The 24,417-nt window shown below is 64.3% G+C and carries 24 protein-coding genes; 16 read left to right on the plus strand and 8 right to left on the minus strand.

Annotated features, from left to right (window positions below):
* Positions 1–152: 152 nt before the first annotated feature.
* Together recJ and NKG59_RS11390 are read right to left on the minus strand one after the other, a co-directional pair.
* Complete coding sequence (gene recJ / locus NKG59_RS11385; RefSeq protein ID WP_253536802.1) at positions 153–1,847, minus strand: single-stranded-DNA-specific exonuclease RecJ; 1,695 nt, start codon at positions 1,845–1,847, stop codon at positions 153–155.
* A 12-nt stretch (positions 1,848–1,859) separates the two neighbouring features.
* On the minus strand, positions 1,860–2,939 hold the full coding sequence (locus NKG59_RS11390; RefSeq protein WP_253536804.1) for a hypothetical protein: 1,080 nt from the start codon (positions 2,937–2,939) through the stop codon (positions 1,860–1,862).
* A 71-nt stretch (positions 2,940–3,010) separates the two neighbouring features.
* Between NKG59_RS11390 and NKG59_RS11395 the strand changes: the two genes are divergently transcribed.
* The 14 genes from NKG59_RS11395 (at position 3,011) to ftsB (ending at position 18,500) form a co-directional block, all read left to right on the plus strand.
* Positions 3,011–4,261, plus strand: a complete 1,251-nt coding sequence (locus tag NKG59_RS11395; RefSeq protein ID WP_253536806.1) for a lipoprotein-releasing ABC transporter permease subunit — start codon at positions 3,011–3,013, stop codon at positions 4,259–4,261.
* Positions 4,254–4,982: a lipoprotein-releasing ABC transporter ATP-binding protein LolD gene (gene lolD, locus NKG59_RS11400; RefSeq protein ID WP_024976056.1), complete on the plus strand. Its 729-nt coding sequence runs from the start codon at positions 4,254–4,256 to the stop codon at positions 4,980–4,982. Before NKG59_RS11395 ends, lolD begins: the two co-directional genes overlap by 8 nt.
* Positions 4,983–5,066: 84 nt before the next feature.
* Positions 5,067–5,879: a TatD family hydrolase gene (locus NKG59_RS11405; protein WP_253536808.1), complete on the plus strand. Its 813-nt coding sequence runs from the start codon at positions 5,067–5,069 to the stop codon at positions 5,877–5,879.
* Between the two features lie 9 nt (positions 5,880–5,888).
* Positions 5,889–8,411: a DNA internalization-related competence protein ComEC/Rec2 gene (locus tag NKG59_RS11410; protein WP_253536810.1), complete on the plus strand. Its 2,523-nt coding sequence runs from the start codon at positions 5,889–5,891 to the stop codon at positions 8,409–8,411.
* Between the two features lie 103 nt (positions 8,412–8,514).
* Complete coding sequence (locus tag NKG59_RS11415; protein WP_045204342.1) at positions 8,515–9,999, plus strand: circularly permuted type 2 ATP-grasp protein; 1,485 nt, start codon at positions 8,515–8,517, stop codon at positions 9,997–9,999.
* Between the two features lie 65 nt (positions 10,000–10,064).
* Positions 10,065–11,015 (plus strand): alpha-E domain-containing protein, encoded by a 951-nt coding sequence (locus NKG59_RS11420; protein ID WP_024976052.1) that lies wholly within the window; start codon positions 10,065–10,067, stop codon positions 11,013–11,015.
* A gap of 57 nt (positions 11,016–11,072) precedes the next feature.
* Positions 11,073–11,918 carry a transglutaminase family protein gene (locus tag NKG59_RS11425; RefSeq protein ID WP_253536812.1) on the plus strand — a complete coding sequence of 282 codons (846 nt, stop codon included), beginning with the start codon at positions 11,073–11,075 and terminating at the stop codon, positions 11,916–11,918.
* A gap of 83 nt (positions 11,919–12,001) precedes the next feature.
* Positions 12,002–12,904 carry a proteasome-type protease gene (locus NKG59_RS11430; RefSeq protein ID WP_253536814.1) on the plus strand — a complete coding sequence of 301 codons (903 nt, stop codon included), beginning with the start codon at positions 12,002–12,004 and terminating at the stop codon, positions 12,902–12,904.
* 18 nt (positions 12,905–12,922) lie between these two features.
* Positions 12,923–13,744, plus strand: coding sequence for an alpha/beta fold hydrolase (locus NKG59_RS11435; protein ID WP_045204339.1), 822 nt, complete (start codon positions 12,923–12,925; stop codon positions 13,742–13,744).
* A 91-nt stretch (positions 13,745–13,835) separates the two neighbouring features.
* The gene (locus NKG59_RS11440) at positions 13,836–15,500 is read left to right on the plus strand and encodes a CTP synthase (protein ID WP_253536816.1); all 1,665 of its coding nucleotides are present in this window, start codon (positions 13,836–13,838) and stop codon (positions 15,498–15,500) included.
* 21 nt (positions 15,501–15,521) lie between these two features.
* Positions 15,522–16,376, plus strand: a complete 855-nt coding sequence (gene kdsA / locus NKG59_RS11445; protein ID WP_253536818.1) for a 3-deoxy-8-phosphooctulonate synthase — start codon at positions 15,522–15,524, stop codon at positions 16,374–16,376.
* 74 nt (positions 16,377–16,450) lie between these two features.
* Positions 16,451–16,741 (plus strand): DUF1330 domain-containing protein, encoded by a 291-nt coding sequence (locus tag NKG59_RS11450; RefSeq protein ID WP_045204336.1) that lies wholly within the window; start codon positions 16,451–16,453, stop codon positions 16,739–16,741.
* 48 nt (positions 16,742–16,789) lie between these two features.
* Positions 16,790–18,073: a phosphopyruvate hydratase gene (eno, locus tag NKG59_RS11455; RefSeq protein ID WP_045204335.1), complete on the plus strand. Its 1,284-nt coding sequence runs from the start codon at positions 16,790–16,792 to the stop codon at positions 18,071–18,073.
* A 91-nt stretch (positions 18,074–18,164) separates the two neighbouring features.
* Positions 18,165–18,500 carry a cell division protein FtsB gene (ftsB, locus tag NKG59_RS11460; protein WP_024976044.1) on the plus strand — a complete coding sequence of 112 codons (336 nt, stop codon included), beginning with the start codon at positions 18,165–18,167 and terminating at the stop codon, positions 18,498–18,500.
* Between the two features lie 57 nt (positions 18,501–18,557).
* Here ftsB and NKG59_RS11465 read toward each other — a convergent pair whose 3' ends face one another.
* The 3 genes from NKG59_RS11465 to NKG59_RS11475 form a co-directional block, all read right to left on the minus strand.
* Positions 18,558–18,971 carry a hypothetical protein gene (locus tag NKG59_RS11465; protein WP_253536820.1) on the minus strand — a complete coding sequence of 138 codons (414 nt, stop codon included), beginning with the start codon at positions 18,969–18,971 and terminating at the stop codon, positions 18,558–18,560.
* 105 nt (positions 18,972–19,076) lie between these two features.
* Positions 19,077–20,090: an Hsp33 family molecular chaperone HslO gene (gene hslO, locus NKG59_RS11470; RefSeq protein WP_045204333.1), complete on the minus strand. Its 1,014-nt coding sequence runs from the start codon at positions 20,088–20,090 to the stop codon at positions 19,077–19,079.
* Positions 20,087–20,614, minus strand: coding sequence for a gamma carbonic anhydrase family protein (locus NKG59_RS11475; RefSeq protein WP_004626140.1), 528 nt, complete (start codon positions 20,612–20,614; stop codon positions 20,087–20,089). Before NKG59_RS11475 ends, hslO begins: the two co-directional genes overlap by 4 nt.
* A gap of 115 nt (positions 20,615–20,729) precedes the next feature.
* Between NKG59_RS11475 and NKG59_RS11480 the strand changes: the two genes are divergently transcribed.
* Together NKG59_RS11480 and NKG59_RS11485 are read left to right on the plus strand one after the other, a co-directional pair.
* Complete coding sequence (locus NKG59_RS11480; RefSeq protein WP_253536822.1) at positions 20,730–21,572, plus strand: ferritin-like domain-containing protein; 843 nt, start codon at positions 20,730–20,732, stop codon at positions 21,570–21,572.
* Positions 21,573–21,651: 79 nt separating this feature from the next.
* The gene (locus NKG59_RS11485; protein ID WP_253536824.1) at positions 21,652–22,569 is read left to right on the plus strand and encodes an alpha/beta fold hydrolase; all 918 of its coding nucleotides are present in this window, start codon (positions 21,652–21,654) and stop codon (positions 22,567–22,569) included.
* A gap of 9 nt (positions 22,570–22,578) precedes the next feature.
* On the opposite strand, the gene NKG59_RS11490 is transcribed toward NKG59_RS11485, so the two are convergent.
* The 3 genes from NKG59_RS11490 to NKG59_RS11500 are packed head-to-tail and all read right to left on the minus strand — an operon-like array spanning position 22,579 to position 24,356.
* The gene (locus NKG59_RS11490; protein WP_156158389.1) at positions 22,579–22,725 is read right to left on the minus strand and encodes a hypothetical protein; all 147 of its coding nucleotides are present in this window, start codon (positions 22,723–22,725) and stop codon (positions 22,579–22,581) included.
* Complete coding sequence (locus tag NKG59_RS11495) at positions 22,722–23,267, minus strand: DUF4166 domain-containing protein (protein ID WP_253536826.1); 546 nt, start codon at positions 23,265–23,267, stop codon at positions 22,722–22,724. The genes NKG59_RS11490 and NKG59_RS11495 overlap by 4 nt, the downstream gene beginning before the upstream one ends.
* 9 nt (positions 23,268–23,276) lie before the next feature.
* Entirely contained in the window at positions 23,277–24,356 is a 1,080-nt protein-coding gene (locus tag NKG59_RS11500; protein WP_253536833.1) for an NAD(P)/FAD-dependent oxidoreductase, read from the minus strand.
* Positions 24,357–24,417 lie beyond the last annotated feature (61 nt).

The following is a 24,417-nucleotide window of genomic DNA, read 5'->3' on the forward strand; positions in this document are numbered from 1 at the left end:
TCGTGGGGCGCGCGGTCATGGATGCTTGTGCGTTCCCATGCCGGCAGTCCCGCATTGTAACGCACCGGCCGTGCCCGACCGCAGCGTCATCCGTGCGTCGTCAGACAGTTTTTGCATGTGTTTATGCGTTGGCGCAAGGTTTGACCAATCCGCTATTGCGCATGCTCGATCACCATCTGAACGCGCGTGATGCCGTTGAAGGTGTTGTTGTCGAGCCGGTAGGCCACATACGCTGAGGCGCCCAGCGGCTCGGCGTGGTTGAACCAGATCGCGTCGAAATGCTGCTTGCCGCGGCCAAGCTTGAGTTTCAGGTGCTTCTCTTTCAGGACGGCCTGCGACAGCACATCGAATTCGCCGCAGAAGCTTGGCGCCGGAAAGCCCTGACCCCAAACCTGGGTTTCGAGCAGCTCGACGAACTGCGGTGTGAAGCATTCCGGGTCCGCCTCGCCGTCGGTTTCGAGCACGCGGGAGAGCAGCGCCTCGGTCAGCCATTCGCGGCCGACGGCCTCGAAGGTCGAGACGAATGCATCGAAACCGTCTTCGCGCAGCGTGAGTCCTGCCGCCATGGCGTGGCCACCGAACTTCACGATCAGCCCCGGGCTGCGCTTGTGTACGGCGTCCAGCGCATCGCGCAGGTGGAAGCCGGGAATCGAACGGCCCGAGCCCTTGATGACCCCATCATCACCGGGCGCAAAGGTGAAGACGGGGCGGTGGAATTTGTCCTTGATGCGCGAGGCGACGATGCCGATCACGCCCTGGTGCCATGTCTCGTTGTAGACCGCGATGGTGTGGCGGCCAGCGCCGTCCAGCGCATTCATGCTGTCGAGAATGGCGAGCGCTTCCTGCTGCATGCCGGCTTCGATCTCGCGGCGCTCGCGGTTCATGCCGTCGAGCTCGGCGGCGATGGACATGGCGCGGTCGTAGTCATCGGTGAGCAGGCATTCGATGCCCAGTGACATGTCGGCCAAGCGCCCGGCGGCGTTCAGACGCGGGCCTAGGCCGAAGCCGAGATCGAACGTCGACGCGCGACGCGCCTCGCGGCCGGCCACGCGGAACAGCGCGGCGATGCCCGGGCACATCCGCCCGGCGCGCATGCGCTTGAGGCCTTGCGCGACCAGCAGGCGGTTGTTGGCGTCGAGCTTGACCACGTCGGCCACGGTGCCGAGTGCCACCAGATCGAGCAGCGCATCAAGGCGCGGCTGATCCTGCGGCGTGAACACGCCGCGCTTGCGCAATTCCGCCCGCAGCGCCAGCAGCACGTAGAACATCACGCCAACGCCCGCCAGATTCTTGCTCGGGAAGCCGCAGCCCGGCTGGTTCGGGTTGACGATCACGCGCGCCTCAGGCAATTGCGCCCCGGGCATGTGGTGGTCTGTCACGACAACGTCGATGCCCAGCGCATTGGCCGCAGCCACGCCCGCCACATCGGCGATGCCGTTATCGACGGTGACCAGCACGTCCGGCTTCTCGCGCGCGGCCAGTGCCACGATTTCGGGCGACAGGCCGTAGCCGTACTCAAAGCGGTTCGGGACGATGTAGCTGACCTGCGCGCCCAGCATGCGCAAGCCGCGCACGCCGACGGCGCAGGCGGTGGCGCCGTCGCAGTCGTAGTCGGCAATGATCAGCAGGCGCTTGCCGGCGGCGATGGCGTCGGCGAGGTAGCGCGCTGCGTCGTCAATGCCCTTGAGTTGCGCGGGGGGCAGGAGGTCGGTCAGCTCGGTCGACAGTTCGTCGGGCCGGGCGACGCCCCGGGCGGCGAGGATGCGTGCGAGCACAGGATGAATGCCGTGGCCTGCCAGCGTGGTGGCGGCGTCAGCGGAATGCGAACGGACAGCGATGCGGGTCATGCAGGATCAGGCTCAAGCGGCCATGGAAAGCGGGGAGAGCGCATCACGCAAGGTGCGTGGACGACTGAAGCGGCGCAGCCAGCCGAACGGGCCGTTGGCGAGTTCGCGGCGGGTGACGCGGTAGTGAGCGTAGTGCGAGTCGCCGGTCAACACGAGCGAGACGGCGTCGATGCGGCCGTCGGCCAGCGCATCGGCGGCGGGGGTGAACCAGTCGCGGTCGTACGCGCGCAGGGTTTCGATCCAGTCGTACCAGTTGGCGGAGAGATACGGCTTGCCGGCGTCGCCCAGCAGCGCGGCGGCACTCGTGTCGTCGAACGGCACGGCGGCCAGCGTTTCCGCGCACAGTTCAGTGGCGTTGCCGGCGTGACACAAGCCGGCGAAGAACGGATCGGCGCCGATCATGCGTTCTGCAATCGGGCGGGCATCGACCAGCGCGCCCTGGCCGAACAGCCAGACCGAATTGACCGGCAGCAGGCCACGCGCCTCGCGCGCTTGGTTGACGGGGTGGTCGTACCACGTCATCTGAATTTCGTTCTGGAACTTGCGCCAGGCGCGTTCCTGCTCGCCCTTGTGCATCCAGATGTCGATGTTGTGGCCGGTGGCGCGCTGCGGCGCGGCGGCAATCAGGTCGCCAAAGGGCGAATCGGCGACGTACCAGCGCGCGGCGTGCGTGGAATCGAGCGTGATGCCCATTTCGGCGACCAGGGGGGCGATGGCAGTGCGCAGGGCGTCGGCGTCGGCGGCGTCCAGGCGCAGTTGGGCTGGGTCGAGCATCACCAGGTGGTCCCGGGCGGCGTGGATGTGGACCGGCTGCAGGCACGCCCAGGTGCGCGTGTCGGCGCTGCCGCCGTCCGCCAGGCGCATGTACGGCGCCGACGGCAGCGGAGAAATGGGTAGCCCGGCATGCGCAGCCAGCCAGCGCTCGTGCGGCAGCGTGGGCAGGTAGGCATCGTCGTGGCGCTCGCGTTCTGCCTCGCGCGCACGCGCAAGCAACCTTTCGAGGCCCGGCAAGGTCAATTGACGGTAAGCGTCGTCCGCCACCTCGGCAGCGGGCGCGCAAAACGGGACAATCAGGGTGAGTTCAGGAATCATGGCTCCGAGATTGTAAACTTCCGGCTCGTCGGCCAGTGAGCCGGACAAATCACACCCACGGGGAATCCCCTTTGAAACTTCCATACGAATGGCAGATCGGCTGGCGGTATACGCGCGCAAGCAAGCGCGCCAGCCGCAACAGCTTCATCTCTTTCATCTCGCTCATCTCCATGCTCGGCATTGCGCTGGGGGTGGCGGCGCTGATCATCGTGCTCTCCGTCATGAACGGCTTCCAGAAGGAAGTGCGGGACCGCATGCTGTCGGTGCTGGCGCATATCGAGGTCATGGCGCCGAACAGTCTGCCGGACTGGCAGCGTACCGCCAATGAGGCGATGCAGAACAAGGAAGTCATCGGCGCGGCACCATACGTGGGCGCGCAGGCCATGATCACGCGCGACGAGGCGGTGCGCGGCGTGCTGCTGCGCGGGGTGTCGCCAGCGGACGAGCCGAAGGTGTCGGACATTGCCAAGGACTTCAAGACGGGCACGATCGACGACCTGAAACCCGGCGAATTCGGCATCGCCCTTGGCAGCCAGCTGGCCAACGGCCTGGGCGTGCACCAGGGGGACAAGGTCACGCTGGTGGCGCCGCAGGGCACCATCACCCCGGCGGGCGTGTTGCCGCGCCTGAAGCAGTTCACGGTGACGGGCATCTTCGAATCGGGCCACTACGAGTTCGACAGCTCGCTGGCGCTGATCAATATGGAAGACGCCGAGCGCCTGTTCCGCCTGGATGGCCCGACCGGCGTGCGCCTGAAGCTGGTGGACATGGACCGCGCCCCACAGGTGGCCGAAGCCCTGTCGCGCACGCTGACCGGCGAGCTGTACATCCGCGATTGGTCGCGCCAGAACCGCAACTGGTTTGCCGCCGTGAAGACCGAGAAGAAGATGATGTTCATCATCCTCACGCTGATCATCGCCGTGGCGGCGTTCAACCTTGTGTCTACGCTGGTGATGACGGTGACGGACAAGCAGGCTGACATTGCCATCCTGCGCACCATGGGCGCACAGCCGGCCTCGATCATGAAGATCTTCATTGTGCAAGGCGTGGCGATCGGGTTTATCGGCACATTGCTCGGGGTGGGCTTCGGCACGCTCATCGCTTACAACATCGACGTGATCGTGCCGTTCATCGAGCGTCTCTTCCACGTGCAATTCCTGCCGCGTGACATCTACTTCATCAGCGAACTGCCCTCGGACCCCCGCGTGAACGACATTGCGACCATTGGCATCATTTCCTTCATCCTGGCGTCGGTGGCGACGCTCTATCCGAGCTGGCACGCCTCGCGCGTGAATCCGGCGGAGGCGCTGCGCTATGAGTGAGGCCGTCATGACTTCCATGGAAGCGCCGGCCGCAGCGCCGCAGGGCGTGGTGGTGCAGGCCGAAGGGCTGTCTAAGTCGTTCCACCAGGGCGGCTTGAATGTCGACGTGCTCAAGGGCGTGGACATCCGCATTGGCGTGGGCGAGAAGGTCGCCATCGTCGGCGCGTCGGGCTCCGGCAAGAGCACTTTGCTGCATGTGCTGGGCGGGCTGGATGAGCCGACGTCGGGCCGCGTCTCGCTGCTCGGCAAGCCTTTCACCGCAATGAAAGAGCGCGAGCGCAACACCCTGCGTAATCGGGCGCTGGGCTTTGTCTATCAGTTCCACCATCTGTTGCCGGAATTCACCGCGCTGGACAACGTCGCGATGCCGCTGCGCATTCGTGGCGTGGAAGAGGCGCAGGCGCGCCACACCGCACAGGCGATGCTCGAACGCGTGGGTCTGGGCCCGCGCACGGCGCACCGCCCGGGCGAGCTGTCCGGCGGCGAGCGCCAACGCGTGGCGATTGCGCGCGCGCTGGTCGGGTCTCCGGCTTGCGTGCTGGCGGATGAGCCCACCGGCAACCTCGACGATCACACGGCCGGTGAAGTGTTCGACCTGATGCTGGAACTCACGCGCACGCTGGGCACCAGCTTTGTCATCGTCACGCACGATATCGAACTGGCTGGCCGCTGCGACCGCATTTTCCGCCTGCGGGAAGGCCATTTGCACCAAGAGCGCTGAGCCGGGCGGCTCAATCGGAAAAGGCGGATTCCTGAACGCCGCGCTTTCAGGTACGTTGCCGCCTTTTCCAACGCAGAACGGACTATGTGGATCGACACCCATTGCCACCTCGACGCCAGCGACTTTGATACCGACCGTGATGCGGTCGTCGCGCAGGCGCATGCGGCGGGCGTCAACCACATCGTCGTGCCGGCGGTCGCGCGCTGGAATTTCGATACGGTGCGGGCGTTGGCACATCGGCATGCCGGGTGCAGCTATGCGCTCGGCATCCATCCGATCTACGCAGGGCAGGCCAGTGACGATGACCTGCTCGAACTGCGCCGCCAGGTCGCCGCGTCAATGGATGACCCGCGCTTTGTGGCCGTCGGCGAGATCGGCCTCGATTTCTTCATTCCCGGCTACGACGTTGAGCGGCAGAACGCCGTGTTCCGTGCGCAACTGCGCATCGCTCGTGAATTCGACCTGCCTGTGCTGATGCACGTGCGCAAGTCGCAGGACCAGGTGCATAGCGCCGCCGCCAAGGCGGGCGTACGCGGAATTGCCCATGCGTTCAACGGCAGCCCGGAACAGGCGCATCGCTTTGTCGATGCCGGTTTCAAACTGGGATTCGGCGGCGTCTTTACCTTCTCGCGCGCCAATCGCGTGCGTCGGCTGGCGCAGGAATTGCCGATCGAGTCGATCGTGCTCGAAACCGACGCGCCCGACTTGGCACCCGCCTGGCTGGCCGACGACCAGTTCGGCGAGCAGGGTCGCGTGCGCAATGTTCCGACAGAAGTCGCGCGCATTGCCGACGCGATGGCGCAATTGCGCGGCATCCCCCTCGAGGCGTTGGCCGAGCAGGCGCGCCGCAACAGCATTGAAGCCATTCCTCGCCTGGCAGCGCTGTTGCCAGTCTGACGGCCGCGCGTGCGTCTGTGGTTGATCGGCTTTGTTGCCGGCTGCATGGCATTGCAGATGCAGGCGACGCTCGCGCCGGTGTGGCAGCCGCTGGGCTTGCTGGTGCTCTGTCTGCTGCTGGCGGCTTTTCTGCGGCGTCGGCCAATGCTGTTTCCCGCGTTGCTGGTCGCCAGCACCATCGCAGCGGGTTTTGGCTGGAGCGATTGGCGCGCACAGCACCGCATGGCCGTGGCGCTCAGTCCTGCGTGGGAAGGCAAGGACATCATCGCAACGGGGGTGGTTGCCGAGCTGCCGCAGAATGGCGACGACGCCACGCGTTTTCTCTTCCACATCGAATCCAGCAATGCGGGTGATGCCGTGCCGCCACGTGTGCGCCTGTCCTGGTATGGCACGCGGAACTGGGGCAACGTGGGCGAGGAGGGCGCAAAGCCCGACCGACGTGCCGGCATCCCCGATCTGCAACCCGGCCAGCGCTGGCAACTGACCCTGCGCGTCAAGCGCCCGCACAGCCTGACCAACCCCGGCGGCTTCGATGGCGAATACGCGATGCTGGCCGACAACATTCGGGCCGTCGGCTATGTGCGTACGGGCAAGCGCGCACAGAACATCGCGCTGGATGAGGTGGGCACCGGTTTCGGCGTTGACGTAGAGCGCTGGCGTGCCAGCGTGCGGCGCCACATCCTCGCGACGTTGCCCGATGCACGCTACGCGGCCGTCATCGTTGCGCTCGTGGTGGGCGACCAAAGCGGCATCGCGCGCGACGACTGGGACCTGTTCCGCCGCACCGGCATCAGCCATCTCGTCAGCATTTCAGGGCTGCACATTACGATGATCGCCGGGCTGTTTGCCGCGTTGTGGATGGCGTTGTGGCGCCGGTCGTTCGGGCTGGCGCGCTGGCTGCACACGCCATTGCCGCTACGCATGCCCGCCCTGCGCGCAGGCGCCATTGCGGCCATGCTGGCGGCATTCGGCTACTGCCTGCTTGCGGGGATGGGTGTGCCGGCGCAACGCACGCTGCTGATGCTGTCCACCGTGGCCATCGCAAGGTTGACCGATCGGAATGTGCCGGCCAGCCTGTCGCTGTGCTGGGCGGCCGCCGTGGTGGCGGTGGTGGACCCGTGGGCGGTCATGTCGGCCGGGTTCTGGCTGTCATTTGGCGCGGTGGCGATCATCTTCATCGCCGCGCAGATGGCGGTCGACGGCCGTCGCAATGGCAAAGCAGACGGCTGGATGGAACGCGCCCAGCGTGCATTGGTGGGCGGTACGCGGATTCAGCTTGCAGTCACATTCGGGCTGCTGCCATTGACCTTGCTGTTGTTCCAGCAGACGTCGGTGGTTTCCGCGGTGGCCAATGGGCTGGCGATTCCCACGGTGAGTTTCGTGACGACACCGCTGGCGCTGATTGGCGCGGCGCTCCCTGACCCGCTAGCGCAGCCGGTGCTGATGTTGGCCGAGGCGAGCTTTCGCTGGCTGGCCATTTGGCTTGAATGGCTGGCACAGCCGTACTGGTCGGTGTGGGTTGCGCCGGTCGCGCCCGTGTGGGCGTTGCCGCTGTCGATGGTTGGCGTGGCGCTATTGCTGTTGCCTGGCGGCATGCGCGCATGGGCATGGCGCGCTCAAGGTGCCTTGCTCCTCTTGCCGCTCGTGCTGGCGCGTGTGCCGGCTCCACCGCCCGGCGAATTCCGGCTTGTCGCGTTCGATATCGGCCAAGGTGCCGCGGCATTGGTCGAAACTGCCAACCATCGCCTCCTGTTCGACACCGGCCCGCGCTACGGCGATCACACGGATGCTGCCGCCCGCGTCATCACTCCTTACCTGCGCAGCCACGGCGTCGAATCGCTTGACACGCTTGTCGTCAGCCACGAAGACAGCGACCACGCCGGTGGCACCGAAACGGTGATCGACGCGGTGCCAGTGCGCACCATGTTGGCGTCTTTGCCTCAACGGCACGCCTTGCGCAGCGTGGCCTATGAAAACGGCATCCGCTTTACCGATTGTTTGGCTGGGCAAGCATGGACGTGGGATGGCGTTGTCTTTGAGGTGCTGCACCCGCTGCGCCTGCCCGCTGAAAGCGAGCGCGTGTCCAGCAACGCGCGCAGTTGTGTGGTGCGTATCGCAAATGGCCGCTACGCAGCGTTGCTGACGGGCGATATCGAAGCCGCCCAGGAAAGCGCCCTCATCGTTGCCGAAACGCCCGAGCGACTGATGGCAGACATCTTGCTTGTGCCGCATCACGGCAGCAAGACAAGCTCCAGCGGCGCGTTCTTGGACGCAGTTTCTCCGCAGGTGGCGGTTTTCCAGGTCGGCTACCGCAACCGGTACGGACATCCGCATCCGCAGGTCTGGCAGCGCTACGTGGCGCGCGACATCGACGGTTTGCGCACGGACAGGACCGGTGCCGTCGTCATCGAGACCGACGGCGATGTGCTGGACGTCCAGACTGCGCGTACCATGCGGCCGCGGTACTGGTCTTCCGCGCAGGAAGTGGAACCCCTGGCAACGGCCACCGGCGCCTTCGACGCCCAGCCGTAAACTTGGAGGCATAACGGGTTGGCCCCATTGTGGGGGTCAAAACCGCTGTGCTATAAAAACCACGTGCCGCGTACATCGCGCGGCGCCGTCAGGGGAGAAAAGCATGGCAGTCCGGTTCTACGATGAAATGCTCAGCTGGCATGATGGGGACCGCAACCCCCATGCCGCCGAACCGGCCCCGGCAGCTCTCGTCCAGCAGGGCGAGGTACGCGGCCACTACGGACGTTTCGCCGAATGGCTGGGCGCGCAGTCCGCCACGACGCTGCAGAACAAGCGCGCCGAGGCAGACCTGATCTTCCGTCGCGTCGGTATCACTTTTGCCGTGTACGGCGACAAGGACGAATCGAACAGCGGCACCGAGCGCACGATTCCGTTCGACATCATTCCGCGCATCTTCCCGGCCAGCGAGTGGGCGAAGCTCGAACGCGGCCTGCGGCAACGCGTTGATGCGCTCAACCGCTTTCTGCACGACATCTATCACGAGCAGAACATCTTGCGTGCTGGCGTTATCCCGCCCGATCAGATCTACAACAACGCCCAATACCGCCCCGACATGCTCGGCGTGGACGTGCCGCGCGACATCTACGCGCACGTGGCCGGCATCGACATCGTGCGCGCCGGCGAAGGCGAGTTCTACGTGCTGGAAGACAACCTGCGCGTGCCCTCGGGTGTGTCGTACATGCTGGAAAACCGCAAGATGATGATGCGGCTGTTTCCGGAGTTGTTTGCGCGCAATCGTGTGGCGCCCGTCGCGCATTACCCGGACATGCTGCTCGACATGCTGCGCAGCGTGTCGCCCCAGAACATTGCTGACCCGACGGTGGTGGTGCTCACGCCGGGCATGTACAACTCGGCGTATTTCGAGCATGCGTTTCTTGCGCAACAGATGGGCGTTGAGCTGGTGGAGGGGCACGACCTTTTCGTGCAGGACGATCACCTTTATATGCGCACCACGCAGGGTCCGCAGCGCATCGACGTCATTTATCGCCGGGTGGACGACGATTTCCTCGATCCGCTGGTGTTCCGGCCGGATTCTTCCCTGGGCGCGGCAGGGCTGCTGTCGGTCTATCGCGCGGGCAACGTCACGATCTGCAATGCCATCGGCACCGGCGTGGCGGATGACAAGTCGATCTATCCGTATGTGCCGGACATGATCCGCTTCTACCTTGGCGAGGAGCCGATCCTCAATAACGTGCCGACGTACATGTGCCGCCGGCCGGACGACCTGCAATACGTGCTCGACCACATGGGCGAACTGGTGGTCAAGGAAACGCACGGTGCAGGCGGCTACGGCATGCTTGTCGGTCCGGCTGCAACGCAGGAAGAGATCGCCGCTTTCCGTGAGGTGGTGAAGGCTCGCCCGGAACAATACATTGCCCAGCCCACGCTGGCGTTGTCGACTTGCCCAACGTATGTGGAAGCCGGCATCGCACCGCGCCATATCGATCTGCGACCGTTCGTGCTGTCCGGAAAGGATGTGCGCATGGTGCCCGGTGGCCTCACGCGTGTGGCGTTGCGGGCGGGCTCGCTGGTGGTCAACTCGTCGCAGGGAGGCGGGACGAAGGATACGTGGGTGCTGGAGCGCTGAACGCTCGCGCATTGTCGCAACTGGCAGTCGAACAATCGCATATCGAATACGTAGAAGGGAACGCCATGCTCAGCCGCACCGCAGACCACCTTTTCTGGATGGCGCGCTACACCGAACGCGCCGAGAACACCGCCCGCATGCTCGACGTGAACTACCAGACCTCGCTGCTGCCGCAATCGGCAGAAGTGGCCGAGCAGGGCTGGTGGGCAATGCTCGACATCTGCGAACTGACGCAGGTCTTTGACGAACGCTATGGCCTGCTCTCGCGCGACGATGTGATCGATTTCATGGTGCGCGACATGACCAACCCGTCGTCGATCATGAGTTGCCTGCGCGGCGCGCGTGAGAACGCCCGGGCGGTACGCGGCTCCATCACGACCGAGGTTTGGGAGACCATCAACACGACATGGCTGGATGTGCAGCGCCTGATTGCCGAAGGCATGCTGCGCGATGATCCGTCGCAATTCTTTGAATGGGTGAAGTTCCGCTCGCATCTATCGCGCGGCGTGCAGGTCGGCACCATGCTGACGGACGACGCGTTCCATTTCATGCGCCTGGGCACGTTCCTGGAACGCGCAGACAACACTGCACGGCTGCTGGACGTGAAGTTTCAGTCCACACCCACGCGCGATGAAACCGCGGCGGAGCAGGGCGACTTCTACCATTGGGCCGCCACGCTGCGCTCGGTGTCGGGCTTCGAGGTCTACCGCAAGATCTATCGCAACGTCATCACGCCGACGCGCGTGGCGGAGTTGCTGATTCTGCGTAGCGACATGCCGCGTTCGCTGCTGGCCAGCATGGACGAGGTGGTTGAGATTCTTGCGACTGTGCGCAACAGTCAATCGGCAGAGACCGAACGTCGCGCTGGTAAACTGCACGCCGACCTGCGGTACGCCCGCATCGAAGATATTTTTGCGGTTGGCCTGCATGCCTGGCTGACCAACTTCCTGGAGCGGATCGGCGACTTGGGCAACGGCATCAGCCAGGATTTCCTGGTGCCGCTCGAGGTGGCGTGACGTGCAGGACAATGTGCATACATCGGGGCGCCGCTTTCGGGTGGTGCCCGTGTCATCGTGAAATACCAAATTCGACACACGACGGTCTACCGTTATGCCGAGCCGCTGCGCCACAGCGTGCATGAGCTGCGGTTGACGCCTCGCAGCGGCGAGCTGCAGCAGGTGGACAGCTGGCAGATCCACGCGCCTGGCAACCTCACGCGCGCCACGGACGGTTTCGGCAACGTGGTCCATCACTTCACCCTCGGCAACCGTACGGATGACGTCATCATCGACGCGCGTGGCATTGTCGAGGTGTTTCCTGCGGGCGCGCCTGGCAGCCAACGGTTTGTCGATGCGCCCGGGCAAGGGCGCTATCGCGTGTCGCCGCTGTATTTTCTGAGTGCCACGCCGCTGACTTCCGCGCCGCCCGAGATGATCAACTTTGCGCGCGAGCACGCGCTGGTGCAAGGCGACGCGGCATCTGCAGTGCGCCTTGCGCAAGCCATCGCCACGCGCGTGAGCTACAAGCCGAACACCACCCACGTCGGCACCACCGCTGCGGAGGCGTTCGGCCTGGGCACGGGTGTATGTCAGGACCAGGCGCAGGTGATGGTCGCCTGCTGCCGGGCACTGGGCGTGCCGGCGCGCTATGTCAGCGGCTATTTCCACGCCGTGGGCGAAGAGGACCTCGCAAGCCACGCCTGGGCCGACGTTTGCCTCGACGCCGAATCGCACACGTGGTGCAGCATCGACGTCACCCACCAGTGCTTCACCGATGCCCGCCACATCCGGCTGGCAGTCGGGCGCGATTACCAGTCCGCGGCACCGGTTCGCGGCGTGCGGCAGGGCGGGGGTGCCGAGACGCTGGATGTCAGCATTTCCATCGAGCCATTGCCCGCCGAGGCTGCCCGAGTGAATTGAACACCTCTTCCAAGCGCGCGGATGGGTTGCGTTCGGCGCGCTAGAATGCCTTCAACCCACCGTTTCCGTTTGTTGCTTCGCCCATGACTTATTGCGTCGCCATGCGCCTGGACGCAGGCCTTGTGTTCCTGTCCGACTCCCGCACGAATGCGGGCGTGGATGCCATTTCCACGTTCCGCAAAATGACCGTCTTCGAGCGCGAAGGCGATCGTGTCATGGTGCTGCTGACGGCCGGCAATCTGGCGATCAGTCAGGCGGTGCGCCAAGTGCTGACCGAAGCGCGTGGCAAGCCGCGCTCGCTGTGGACGGCGCGGGACATGTTCGAGGCCGCCACGATCGTTGGCGAGGCCGTGCGGGACGTCTACGACCGCGATGCCGCCGCGCTGGCCAAGGCCAAAATCGACTTCAACGTCAGCATCGTCTTCGGCGGGCAGATCGGCGCTGAGCGGCCGCGCCTGTTCAACGTCTACGCGGCAGGCAACTTCATTGAGGCCACGCCCGAGAACTGCTACTTCCAGATCGGCGAGGCCAAGTACGGCAAGCCGATCATCGATCGCGTGGTCAGCCCCGGACTGCCGCTGGACGAAGCCGCAAAGTGCGCGCTGATCTCGATGGATTCGACACTGAAATCGAATATTTCCGTGGGTTTGCCGCTGGATTTACTGGTCTATGAGACCGACTCCCTGCGTGTGACGCGCTTTGTCGCCATCGACGAAGAGAACCCATATTTCACGATGATTCGCGGCACATGGGGCAAGCGCCTGCGCCAGGTGTTTGCCGAGATCGACGATCCGGATTGGGGAACTGGCACTTCGCCTTCGCACCCGTTACGCCGCGAGGGCCATTCCTCCGCGGAGGTCGGGCCCGTGCGTATTGCACCGCCCGCCGCCGACGCGCCAGCCGTGCCGGAGCGCGCGCCCGGTCCTGCGTTGGAGCAGGTATCCACGATCCAGCGCGTGGCCGGCGGATCGCAGAAGTCGCACTGAACGGCATAGGGATCTGCGATGCGTGATGTGATGCTTTTTTCGCATGCCAACGGTTTTCCCGTGGGAACGTATCGCAAGATGCTGGGCGTGCTGGGTGACGAATTCGACATCCGCGCCGTGGAGCGTTTTGGGCATGATCCGCGTTTTCCAGTGACCCGTTCGTGGCCCGGTCTGGTGAAGGAGCTGCTCGCCGAAATCGACGCGCAGGCCGAGCCGGTCTGGCTGGTGGGTCATTCGCTGGGCGGCTTCTTGAGTTTGATGGCGGCGCTGCGCCGGCCCGAGCGCGTGCGTGGCGTCGTGATGCTAGATTCGCCGATCATTGCCGGATGGCGCGCCAAGCTGCTGCGCGTGGCGCAATGGCTGGACATCGACGAGAGCCAATCGCCTGCTGCAGCGACGAAGAACCGGCGCCATCTGTGGCCCGATCTCGACTCCGTCTGGAGCCACTTCAAGGCCAAGCGCAAGTTCGATCGTTGGGACGAAGAGGTGTTGCGCGACTATGTCGAGCATGGCACCGAGCCCACGGGCCGTGACCGCGAGCGCACACTGCGCTTCTCGCGCGAAATCGAATACCAAATCTATCGGACATTGCCGACCAACATGGGGCGCAAGGTCGCTGGCGGCACGGCGTTCCCGGTCAGCTTTGTGGCTGGCACGCGTTCGCGCGAGATTCGCCAGGTCGGACTAGGTGCAACCCGGCGCATCGTCGGCAGCAGGCTGCGCTGGATCGAGGGCAGCCATCTTTATCCGATGGAAAAGCCGCTGGAAACAGCTGAGTTGATCCGCGAGTTGATCAACGAAATGCGCGCCAATGCAGGCGCCATGCGGCACGCCGCATAGGCGAGGCTGCTCGGGGGCAAATTCCACTGTTCGGTCACGGATCGGAGAGGGGACCTTTGCTATAATCCGGCTTTCCCCGGCAAGCTAGGTCATGACCAAGTTCGTATTCGTTACCGGTGGCGTAGTGTCCTCACTCGGCAAGGGCATCGCCGCCGCCTCGCTCGCGGCCATTCTCGAGTCGCGCGGCCTCAAAGTCACCCTCCTCAAACTCGATCCTTACATCAACGTCGACCCGGGCACGATGAGCCCGTTCCAGCACGGCGAAGTGTTTGTGACCGAGGACGGCGCAGAAACTGACCTCGATCTTGGTCACTACGAGCGCTTTGTCTCGGCCAAGATGCGCAAGGCGAACAACTTCACCACGGGCCAGATTTACGAATCCGTGATCCGCAAGGAGCGTCGCGGCGAATATCTCGGCAAGACGGTGCAAGTCATTCCGCATATCACCAACGAAATCCAGGCGTTCATCGAGCGCGGTGCTGCGGCATCGCACGACGGCAAGGCCGATGTGGCGATCGTGGAAATCGGCGGTACGGTGGGCGATATCGAATCGCTGCCGTTCCTGGAAGCCGCGCGTCAGATGAGCCTGCGCCTGGGGCGTAACCAGGTGGCGTTCGCACACCTGACGCTGGTGCCGTTCATTGCCAGCGCTGGCGAGCTGAAAACCAAGCCGACCCAGCACTCGGTGCAGAAGCTACGCGAAATCGGCGTGCAGCCGACCGCGCTGCTGTGCCGCGCCGACCGCCCGATTCCCGACGACGAGCGCGCGAAGATTTCGCTCTTCGCCAACATGCCGCAGGACGCGGTCATCTCGGTGTGGGATGTCGACACCATCTACAAGATCCCGCAGATGCTCAACGAGCAGGGGCTGGATCGCATCATCTGCGAAGAGCTGCGCATCGAAGCGCCGCCGGCAGACCTTTCGGTGTGGGCGCATATGGTGCACACGCTGGAAAATCCGCAGCACGAGATCACCATTGGCATGGTCGGCAAGTACGTTGACCTGACCGAGTCGTACAAGTCGCTGATCGAGGCGCTGCGCCACGCCGGCCTGCATACCTCGACGCGCGTCAATATCGAGTACATCGATTCCGAAGAGTTGGAATCGGGCCATACACAGGTGCTGGACGCGCTGGACGCGATTCTGGTGCCGGGCGGCTTCGGCAAGCGTGGTACGGAAGGCAAGATCCGAGCAATTCAGTACGCCCGCGAAAAGTGCGTGCCGTACCTGGGCATCTGCCTGGGGATGCAGTTGGCCGTGATCGAGTTCGCCCGCCATCTGGCCGGCATGAAAGACGCCAACAGCACTGAATTCAACGACGAGACCGAACACCCGGTGGTCGCGCTCATCACCGAATGGCTGGATCGCGATGGCCGTGTGGAAAAGCGCTCGGCCGACTCCGACCTGGGCGGCACCATGCGTCTGGGCTCGCAGCGCGTGCCGGTGCAATCCGGCACCAAGGCAGCGGCAATCTATGGCGCGGAAGTCAACGAGCGCCATCGTCACCGCTACGAGGTGAACAACCACTACGTGCCGCAGCTGGAAAAGGCCGGGATGATCATCTCCGCGCGCACGCCGTCGGAAAACCTGCCGGAAATGATGGAGCTGCCGGCGTCGATGCACCCGTGGTTCGTCGGCGTGCAATTCCACCCGGAATTCACCTCGACGCCGCGTGACGGCCACCCGCTGTTCAAGGCCTACGTGGAAGCCGCGCTGGCGCATCACCAGCAGAACACGCAACGCGCTGTCGCCTAAGCGCCGGCACACGGGAACATCATGAAACTCTGCGATTTCGAAGTCGGCCTCGACAAACCGTTCTTCCTGATTGCCGGCACCTGCGTGATCGAGTCCGAGCAGATGGCGATCGACACCGCCGGCACGCTCAAGGAGATCACGGGCGCGCTGGGCATTCCGTTCATCTACAAGTCGTCGTTTGACAAGGCGAATCGCTCGTCGGACGCCTCGTTCCGCGGTCTGGGCATGGAAGAGGGGTTGCGCATTCTGGCGGAAGTGCGCCGCCAGGTGGGCGTGCCGGTGCTGACCGACATCCACGAGATCGACGAGATCAAGCCCGTGGCCGAAGTCGTGGACGTGCTCCAGACGCCGGCGTTCCTGTGCCGCCAGACCGATTTCATCCGTGCCTGTGCGCAGAGTGGCAAGCCGGTCAATATCAAGAAGGGCCAGTTCCTTGCGCCGCACGACATGAAGAATGTCATCGACAAGGCGCGTCACGCGGCCCGCGAGGCCGGCCTGCCGGAAGACAACTTCATGGCCTGCGAGCGCGGCGCCTCGTTTGGTTACAACAACCTCGTGTCGGATATGCGCTCGCTGGCAATCATGCGCGAGACGGGGGCGCCGGTGGTGTTCGACGCCACGCATTCGGTGCAATTGCCGGGAGGCCAGGGCACCAGCTCGGGCGGCCAGCGCGAGTTCGTGCCGGTGCTGGCCCGTGCGGCCATCGCCGTGGGCGTGTCGGGCGTTTTCATGGAAACGCATCCTGATCCCGCATGCGCAAAATCAGACGGCCCGAATGCCGTGCCGCTGCGCCGCATGAAAGACTTGCTGTCGGTTCTGAAAGAACTGGATGTGCTCACCAAGCGCAGCGGTTTCCTGGAAAATCAGTTCGACTGATTGACTGATCCCAACCCGACCGGCGGCAGCGTATGCTGCCGTCGTCGTTTGTTGCAGCTTCTGGAGAGAGACACATGGCCGCTGGCTACATCCTCGCGTACGTGGACGTGACAGACCCCGTGCAATACGAACAATACAAAGTGCTGTCGACCAAGGCCATGCAAGCTCATGGCGCGGAGCCGCTGGTGCGCGGCGGCAAGACCGAATCGCTGGAAGGCGAGTGGAACCCCACACGTATCGTCGTACTGAAATTCCCCAGCTACGATGCCGCAAAAGCGTTCCATGACAGCGAAGAATATCGTGCCGCGCGTGATGCGCGCGCCAAGGCCGCCAAGATGAACATGATCGTGGTCGAGGGCGTCTGAGCCCGCCGACCGCTGCCTTACCTGCTTTAGAAAACCAAGAGGGATTACATGAGTGCCATCGTAGATATCATCGGTCGCGAAGTGCTGGACTCGCGCGGCAATCCGACTGTCGAATGCGACGTGCTGCTGGAATCGGGCGTAATGGGCCGTGCCGCAGTGCCGTCGGGCGCATCCACCGGCTCGCGCGAAGCCATTGAACTGCGTGACGGCGACAAGTCGCGCTACCTGGGCAAGGGCGTGCTCAAGGCCGTCGAGCACATCAACACCGAAATCTCCGAGGCCATCATGGGCCTGGACGCGTCGGAACAGGCTTTCCTGGACCGCACCCTGATCGATCTGGACGGTACTGAGAACAAGAGCCGCCTGGGCGCCAACGCCATGCTGGCCGTGTCGATGGCCGTGGCCAAGGCCGCAGCCGAAGAGGCCGGCCTGCCGCTGTATCGCTACTTCGGCGGTTCGGGTGCGATGCAGATGCCGGTTCCGATGATGAACATCGTCAACGGCGGCGCACACGCCAACAACAGCCTGGACATCCAGGAATTCATGGTGATGCCGGTCGGCCAGTCGAGCTTCCGCGAAGCCCTGCGCTGCGGCGCCGAGATCTTCCACGCGCTGAAGAAGATCCTGGCTGACAAGGGCATGAGCACGGCCGTGGGCGACGAAGGCGGCTTCGCACCGAACTTCGCCAGCAACGAAGAGTGCCTGAACACGATCCTGTCGGCCATCGAGCAAGCTGGCTACAAGGCCGGTGAAGACGTGCTGCTGGCGCTGGACTGCGCCGCTTCCGAGTTCTACAAGGACGGCAAATACCACCTTGAAGGCGAAGGCCTGCAGTTGTCGTCGGAAGATTTCGCCAACTACCTGGCAAATCTGGCTGACAAGTTCCCGATCGTGTCGATTGAAGATGGCATGCATGAAAGCGACTGGGCCGGTTGGAAGACGCTGACCGAGAAGCTCGGCAAGAAGGTCCAACTGGTGGGCGACGATTTGTTCGTCACCAACACCAAGATCCTGAAGGAAGGCATCGAGAAGGGCATCGCCAACTCGATCCTCATCAAGATCAACCAGATCGGTACGCTGACCGAGACGTTCGCAGCCATCGAGATGGCCAAGCGCGCCGGCTATACCGCTGTGATTTCGCACCGCTCGGGCGAAACCGAAGACAGCACGATCGCCGACATCGCCGTTGGCACGAACGCTGGCCAGATCAAGACCGGCTCGCTGTCGCGTTCGGACCGCATGGCCAAGTACAACCAGCTGCTGCGTATCGAAGAAGACCTTGGTGACATTGCCAGCTACCCGGGCAAGTCGGCGTTCTATAACCTGCGATAATCCCTCGCAGTTTCGCTCCGCATGACTGTGCGACCGCCGCTCTGGCGGTCGCATGGTATTTGGGGCCCGAGTACCGCCAACGCTTGTCTCTATGCGCCTGATTACGCTGTTCCTGCTGCTGTTGCTGCTTGCTATCCAGTACCCGCTTTGGCTGGGCAAGGGCGGCTGGCTGCGCGTGTGGGACATGCAGAAGCAGGTGACGGCGCAGAATCAGCGCAACGCTGAACTGAAGCAGCGCAACACCAAGCTCGAAGGCGAAGTGAAGGATTTGAAGGAAGGCACGGGCGCCATTGAAGAGCGCGCGCGCTATGAGCTGGGGATGGTGAAGGACGACGAAGGCTTCGTGCAGTTCGTCGCGCCAGCCCCGAAAACCAGCGAAACTCCGCCACCGCCGCCCCCTCCGGCGGGCCAGCAGGCGCATCACTGAGCCAGCTATGCGAACGCATCCTGCAGATGCGCTCGTCTTCAGGACAATTTCCGGGATTTACCAGTAGTACGGATAGCCCCAGACGGGTGCCCCGTAGCTGACGCCCCAGCCGCCACGGTGCCGCCATCCGCTGCCGTAGTACACCGAATAGCCTCCGTAGTACGGATACGGCGCGTAGTACGGCGTGACCGCATAGGCGCGCGCTTCGGCATCGCGTCTGATGGCTTGATCCGATTCGCGCAGCGCCTTGGCATTCAGCGCATCCAGCTTCTTGCGGTCTTCCGCCGACAACGGTGCGGGTGCCGCAGCCTGCGTATCGTCCGACAGCCGGGCGGTGTAGGGCGTACCGCCCGGGCCGCGCGGCACGGCTACGCAGGCCGACGCCAGCAGCGCCGCCGCAATCGGCAACGCCAGCGCGCCAGCGCGAGAGAAGTTCAACGATCGCAAAGACGGGGATGTGAGCTCAGACATGAGGCGCTCCGCAGCAAGCGGCAGAAGAAGAGACTGACGACTTAGAGCGTGGGCGGCGCCGATAAGTGCCGGGCGCCACGCGCACTTCATACTATGTCGCCGTGTTCAATGACGCTGTTCGGACGCGCCCTGGATGCCTTGCGCGACGGTCTCCTGTGCAAAGAGCTGCGCACAATCCACAGCGTCGAAGCTGTAGTGCTGGCCGCAGAATTCGCAATCGATTTCCACCTTGCCGCGTTCTTCCAGAATGCTGTCGACCTCGGGTTGGCCCAGCGTGCGTAGCATGGACCCCACACGCAGTCGGGAGCACGAGCAGCGGAAACGCGGGGTTTGCGGCTCGAACATGCGAATGCCGGCCGCTTCCATTTCTTCCCAGTACAGGCGCTTGATGAGCGTGTCGATCGGCTGCTCGAGCAGTTCGTCGCGGCGCAGCGTTTTGCCGAGCTGGCAAACGCGTTCCCACGTGTCGAGGTCTTGCTCCTGCACGTCCTGGTGCAGCGGCTGGCCCGTCTCGCCAACTTGCGCAGGCACGTGGGTCGTGCGGCCTTCCATGGCACCGCCATACGAAGGCAAGCGTTGCAGCAACATGCCCGACGCGACCTTGCCGTCGGCGGCCAGCCACAGGCGCGTGTCGAGCTGCTCGGAGCTTTGCATGTAGTGCTCAAGCACTTCGGTGATGCTGGCAAGCGGCCCGTTTTCGTCCGACAGGGGCACGATGCCTTGATACGGCTGCTGGCCCGGCAACTTGTCTTGCGGATCAAGCGTGATGGCGAAGCGTCCCTTGCCGTGCACGTTGACCATGGTGGCCAACGTGGCGTCGTCGGCAATCTCGACGCCTTCGGCAATCTTGGCGGTGGCGCGCATCGACAGGTCGGAGTTGCACTCCACGACCATCATGTGCACCGGGCCGTCGCCGTGCAGTTGCATGACCAGCGCACCGTTGAACTTCAGATTGGCAGACAACAGCGCGGCCGCAGCCATCATCTCGCCCAGCAGCGTGCTGACCGGGGCAGGGTAGCGGCGGCGGCTCAGCACCTCTTGCCACGTTCCTTCCAGGCGCACCAGTTCACCGCGCACGGGCGCGGCGTCGAATACAAATTTCTTCAGCTCGTCAGTCATCCATCGATCCGTTTCAGTTGCTGCTTGTACATCGCCTGTCGCACCGCATACGTTTCGGTGTTCAGGTGCATCTTGGCGATGTCGTCTTCCGTCAGCTTGCGCACAGCCTTGGCGGGCGCACCCAGAATGAGCGTGCCATCTTCGAAGACCTTGCCTTCGGTGACGATCGCGCCCGCGCCCACCAGGCAGTTCTTGCCGATCACCGCGCGATTGAGCACCACCGCCTGGATGCCGATCAGCGAGCCTTCGCCGATTGTGCAACCGTGCAGCATGGCCTGGTGGCCGATCGTCACGCGGTCGCCGATGTTCAGCGGGCAGCCCGGGTCGGTGTGCAGCACCGAGCCTTCCTGCACGTTGCTGGCCTCGCCCACGGTAATCGGCTCGTTGTCGCCACGGATGACGGCGCCGGGCCACACGCTCGCGCGTGCTTTCAGCTCCACGCGGCCGATGACGGTGGCTTCCGGGGCCACATAGGCGTTTGCGTCAATGGTCGGTGCAACATCGCCGAGTTGGTAGAGGGCCATGCGATCGGTCTCCAGAATCTGCGTAGATGGGGAAAATGGGCGCGTCTTCAAGCTTGCCGGGCGAGGCAGGCCGATGCGTCGAATTAAAATGGCGGAAAGTCCAAATTGTACGCTGATGACCGCTTCGCAGCCCTGCCCCAAAACGCCCTCCGACACGCTGCGCCACGCTGCCTTGGCCGCGCTGTGTCTCACAGATCCTGTCAGCAAGGTGGACGCCACGCTGCGTCTGGGCGAGCGCGCCAAGTGCGCCGACGACGCGAGTTGGGGCATAGATGAGTCCATGGTGGCGCCGGAGGGCGGTGTCCCCGGCCGACCAGACGCGCCGGTGCTCGTGCCACCTTCCGAGGTTCCGCGGCGCCGTGCGATCGATACGCCACGTGGCCGGGGCGCGCTGCTGCACGCGCTCGCGCACATCGAATTCAACGCCATCAACCTTGCGCTCGACGCCGTGTGGCGTTTTGCGGGGATGCCCGTGGCGTTCTATCAGGACTGGGCGCGCGTGGCCGCCGAAGAGGCCACGCACTTTTCGCTGCTTGCCGCCCATCTGGCAACGCTCGATTGCCGCTACGGCGATCACCCCGCCCACGACGGCTTGTGGCAGATGACGGAGAAAACCGCCGCCGATCCGCTCGCGCGCATGGCGCTGGTGCCGCGCACGTTGGAGGCGCGGGGGCTCGATGCCTCGCCGCCGATTCGTGCCAAGCTGGCCCAGGCAGGCGATATGGTGGCCGCTGGCATCCTCGACATCATCCTGCGTGACGAGATCGGCCACGTGGCGGTCGGCAACCATTGGTACCGCTGGCTGTGCGAGCGCGCCGGCCTGGACCCCGTGCCAACGTATCGCAAGCTGGCCGAGCAGTACGGTGCACCGCGTTTGCGCGGGCCATTCAACCTGGAGGCGCGCCGGCAGGCCGGTTTCGACGACGACGAAATTGCCGCGCTGGAAGCCTCGTTCTAAGCGCCACGGCGTTGCCCATCCGCCGCTATAATCCTCGGAAAAAGAACGATCGTTCGATTTCTATTGGCTAACGGAAACCATGGACTCCACCACACAGCCTGCCGCGCGCCAGGCCTCCCGCTCGACATATCTGCCCGTGCGCGGCCTGCGCTATCACATCCGCGAATGGGGCGAACCCGGGGCGCCCATCCTGTTCCTGTTTCATGGATGGATGGATGTGTCGGCGTCGTTCCAGTTTCTGGTCGATGCGCTGCGCGAGCGCTGGCATATCGTGGCGCCCGATTGGCGCGGCTACGGCCAGACCGCCCGGCCCACCGAGGGCCCCGGCGTCGAGAGCTATTGGTTTGCCGATTACGTGGCCGACCTCGAAGCCATCATCGATCACTACCAGCCGGAAGGGCAGGTGACGCTGGTCGGGCACAGCCTGGGCGCCAACGTGGTTTGCCTGTACGCGGGTATCCGGCCCGAGCGCGTGCGGCGCGTGGTGGATCTGGAGGGCTTCGGCATGTCGGCGTCGAAGGCATCGCAGGCTCCGCGCCGTTATGCGCGTTGGCTCGACGAGCTGAAGGACAAGCCGCGCCTGAACACCTACGCCACCGTTGAAGACGTCGCCGCGCGCCTGCAGAAGACCAACCCGCGTCTGCCGGCCGACAAGGCGGCATTTCTGGCGCAGCACTGGTCGAGCCAAAACGCCGAAGGGCGCTGGGAGATCCTTGGCGATCCTGCGCACAAAATCATCAATCCGCAGCTTTACCGGCTGGATGAGGTGATGGAAATCTGGCGCCGTGTTACCGCGCCCGTGCTGCACGTCGAGGCCGTCGATTCACCCACGCTGAAGGCCATCGCAGGCGATGTGCCGCTGGCCGAGTTCAAGACGCGCTTTGCTGCGTTTCCTGATTTCCGAGAGGTGCTGATTGCAGACGCGGGGCACATGCTGCATCACGACCAGCCGGAACAGGTGGCCGCGCTGATTGAAGAGTTCTGCTTGCAGCGCTGAGCGGCAGGCTCATTCAAGAAACCGCAGTGCTGCGCCGGGCGGCGGCAGGATGCGCGGGACGGCGGCGCTTTCACGCCACGCACGGCCGTCTCGCACGAAGAGCACGGTAGATGGGGTGCTGCACAGCAGGCAGCGCGCGTCGAAGACAACGATCATTCGCGCTCCATCGTCGTCAGGTCTAGATAACCTCGATACGCCGCGACTACCCCCAAGAAGGGCAAGCTGGCGCGTACGTTGAAATGGAAGCGGTCACCCTCGCCGGATTCCTCTGCCAACACGGCCGGCCGCAGCCAGGCTGGGCAGGGGATGCCGAGGAAGCGCAAGCCTACCAGGCGCATTTGCAACACACCGTGCTCTGCTTCGAGCCCAAAGAACAGACGCACCGCACCGAGCCGCTCCGTGATTCGACCCTGACGCAGCGACAACGTTGAGCGCATCGTGTGGTGCGGGAAATGGCGCGTCCAGGTTTCTTCCGTGGCTGCGGCGTTGAGCGTGATTCGGATCGGGCCACGTGTCGATGTGCGCGGCGTGCGGATGCACCAGGCAAGCCCGCGTGCGAGGCGCGAGGCGGGCGGCTCTGTTTCAACTTCGCCGTGCAGCGTCACTGCGCCGGTCATTCGGTGAAACGTCTGCACCGCCGGCGCCAGTTGCGCGTATCGCGTGCCGAGCACGGTTTCGTAGAGCGATGGCGCGCGCATGCGGGTGACTTACTCCGCAGCCACATGCAGCTTCGTCTGCAGCCCCGCGTCGTTGCTCGAATGCGTATGCACGAGCGTCTTGTCCGGATTCGCGTAGCGGTACGCGCGGCGCAGCGCCATCGCCACCTCATGGAAGCCCGACAGAATCAGCTTCTGCTTGTTCGGATACAGCGCGATGTCGCCGGCCGCGAACACACCCGGGCGCGAGGTCTCGTAAGCCGTTGTTTCCACCGTGATGCGGCCCGCGCGCATCTCCACGCCCCAGTTGACAATCGGGCCGGGCTCGGAGACCAAGCCATACAGCGCGATCAGTTCATCGCAGGGCAGCACGGTTTCGCCATCGCGCCCGCGGATGGCCGCGCCGGTGAGTGTGCCGTCCGGCGTGCTGTCCAGGCGCGAAAGCATGCCCAGCACAAAATCCATTTCGCCGGCGGTGACGGCGGCGCGCATTTCAGCGACGCTTGCATCGGCTGCGCGGAAGCCCTCTCGCCGATGGACCAGCGTCACGCGTGCGGCCACTTTGCGCAGCGCGAGCGCCCAGTCAAGCGCGGAATCTCCGCCGCCGGCGATGATGACGCGTTTGCCCGCGAAGCGCGCGGTGTCGCGCACGGCATAGTGCAGATGGCGACCTTCCAGCGCGGCCGCTTCAGGCAAAGCCACACGTTGTGGGGTGAACGCGCCGTTGCCTGCCGTGATGAGCACGGCGGCGCAGTCGAACACGTCGCCGGCGCTGGTGGTGATGCGAAAGCGCTGGCCGTGCTCGCTTTCCAGCGTTTCCACGGTTTCGGCGCGGCGACCGCAGAGAATGGGGTAGTTGAACGGCGCGCACTGGGCCATCAGCCGGTCGACGAGTTCCTGCGCCGTACACGAAACCAGCGCAGGGATGTCGTAGATCGGTTTTTCCGGGTACAGCTCGGTGCATTGGCCGCCCGGGCGGTCCAATGCGTCCACCAGCACACACGACATGCCCAGCACGCCGGCCTGAAAGGCTGCAAATAGGCCCACTGGCCCCGCACCCACAATGAGCACGTCGATGCGTTGCTGCAAGGGCTGAGGGATATCGGCGGGGGATGTGGCGGCGGAAGTCATGGCAAAGCGTCGAGGACGAAGCAATGCGGCCACTATAGCCTGCAGCAAGCGCCGCGCCGCG

The organism is Ralstonia chuxiongensis, from assembly GCF_024158925.1.
GTDB classification, from domain to species: domain Bacteria; phylum Pseudomonadota; class Gammaproteobacteria; order Burkholderiales; family Burkholderiaceae; genus Ralstonia; species Ralstonia chuxiongensis.

Bases quoted from the DNA above. Each gene is read 5' to 3' on its own strand.
- kdsA (WP_253536818.1), top strand. From the start codon at position 15,522: ATGAAACTCTGCGATTTCGAAGTCGGCCTCGACAAACCGTTCTTCCTG.
- NKG59_RS11500 (WP_253536833.1), bottom strand. From the start codon at position 24,356: ATGACTTCCGCCGCCACATCCCCCGCCGATATCCCTCAGCCCTTGCAG.
- NKG59_RS11450 (WP_045204336.1), top strand. From the start codon at position 16,451: ATGGCCGCTGGCTACATCCTCGCGTACGTGGACGTGACAGACCCCGTG.
- lolD (WP_024976056.1), top strand. From the start codon at position 4,254: ATGAGTGAGGCCGTCATGACTTCCATGGAAGCGCCGGCCGCAGCGCCG.
- NKG59_RS11495 (WP_253536826.1), bottom strand. From the start codon at position 23,267: ATGCGCGCGCCATCGCTCTACGAAACCGTGCTCGGCACGCGATACGCG.
- NKG59_RS11490 (WP_156158389.1), bottom strand. From the start codon at position 22,725: ATGATCGTTGTCTTCGACGCGCGCTGCCTGCTGTGCAGCACCCCATCT.
- NKG59_RS11405 (WP_253536808.1), top strand. From the start codon at position 5,067: ATGTGGATCGACACCCATTGCCACCTCGACGCCAGCGACTTTGATACC.
- NKG59_RS11440 (WP_253536816.1), top strand. From the start codon at position 13,836: ATGACCAAGTTCGTATTCGTTACCGGTGGCGTAGTGTCCTCACTCGGC.
- NKG59_RS11420 (WP_024976052.1), top strand. From the start codon at position 10,065: ATGCTCAGCCGCACCGCAGACCACCTTTTCTGGATGGCGCGCTACACC.
- hslO (WP_045204333.1), bottom strand. From the start codon at position 20,090: ATGACTGACGAGCTGAAGAAATTTGTATTCGACGCCGCGCCCGTGCGC.
- NKG59_RS11390 (WP_253536804.1), bottom strand. From the start codon at position 2,939: ATGATTCCTGAACTCACCCTGATTGTCCCGTTTTGCGCGCCCGCTGCC.
- NKG59_RS11430 (WP_253536814.1), top strand. From the start codon at position 12,002: ATGACTTATTGCGTCGCCATGCGCCTGGACGCAGGCCTTGTGTTCCTG.
- NKG59_RS11465 (WP_253536820.1), bottom strand. From the start codon at position 18,971: ATGTCTGAGCTCACATCCCCGTCTTTGCGATCGTTGAACTTCTCTCGC.
- NKG59_RS11475 (WP_004626140.1), bottom strand. From the start codon at position 20,614: ATGGCCCTCTACCAACTCGGCGATGTTGCACCGACCATTGACGCAAAC.
- eno (WP_045204335.1), top strand. From the start codon at position 16,790: ATGAGTGCCATCGTAGATATCATCGGTCGCGAAGTGCTGGACTCGCGC.
- NKG59_RS11415 (WP_045204342.1), top strand. From the start codon at position 8,515: ATGGCAGTCCGGTTCTACGATGAAATGCTCAGCTGGCATGATGGGGAC.
- NKG59_RS11485 (WP_253536824.1), top strand. From the start codon at position 21,652: ATGGACTCCACCACACAGCCTGCCGCGCGCCAGGCCTCCCGCTCGACA.
- recJ (WP_253536802.1), bottom strand. From the start codon at position 1,847: ATGACCCGCATCGCTGTCCGTTCGCATTCCGCTGACGCCGCCACCACG.
- NKG59_RS11435 (WP_045204339.1), top strand. From the start codon at position 12,923: ATGCGTGATGTGATGCTTTTTTCGCATGCCAACGGTTTTCCCGTGGGA.
- NKG59_RS11480 (WP_253536822.1), top strand. From the start codon at position 20,730: ATGACCGCTTCGCAGCCCTGCCCCAAAACGCCCTCCGACACGCTGCGC.
- ftsB (WP_024976044.1), top strand. From the start codon at position 18,165: ATGCGCCTGATTACGCTGTTCCTGCTGCTGTTGCTGCTTGCTATCCAG.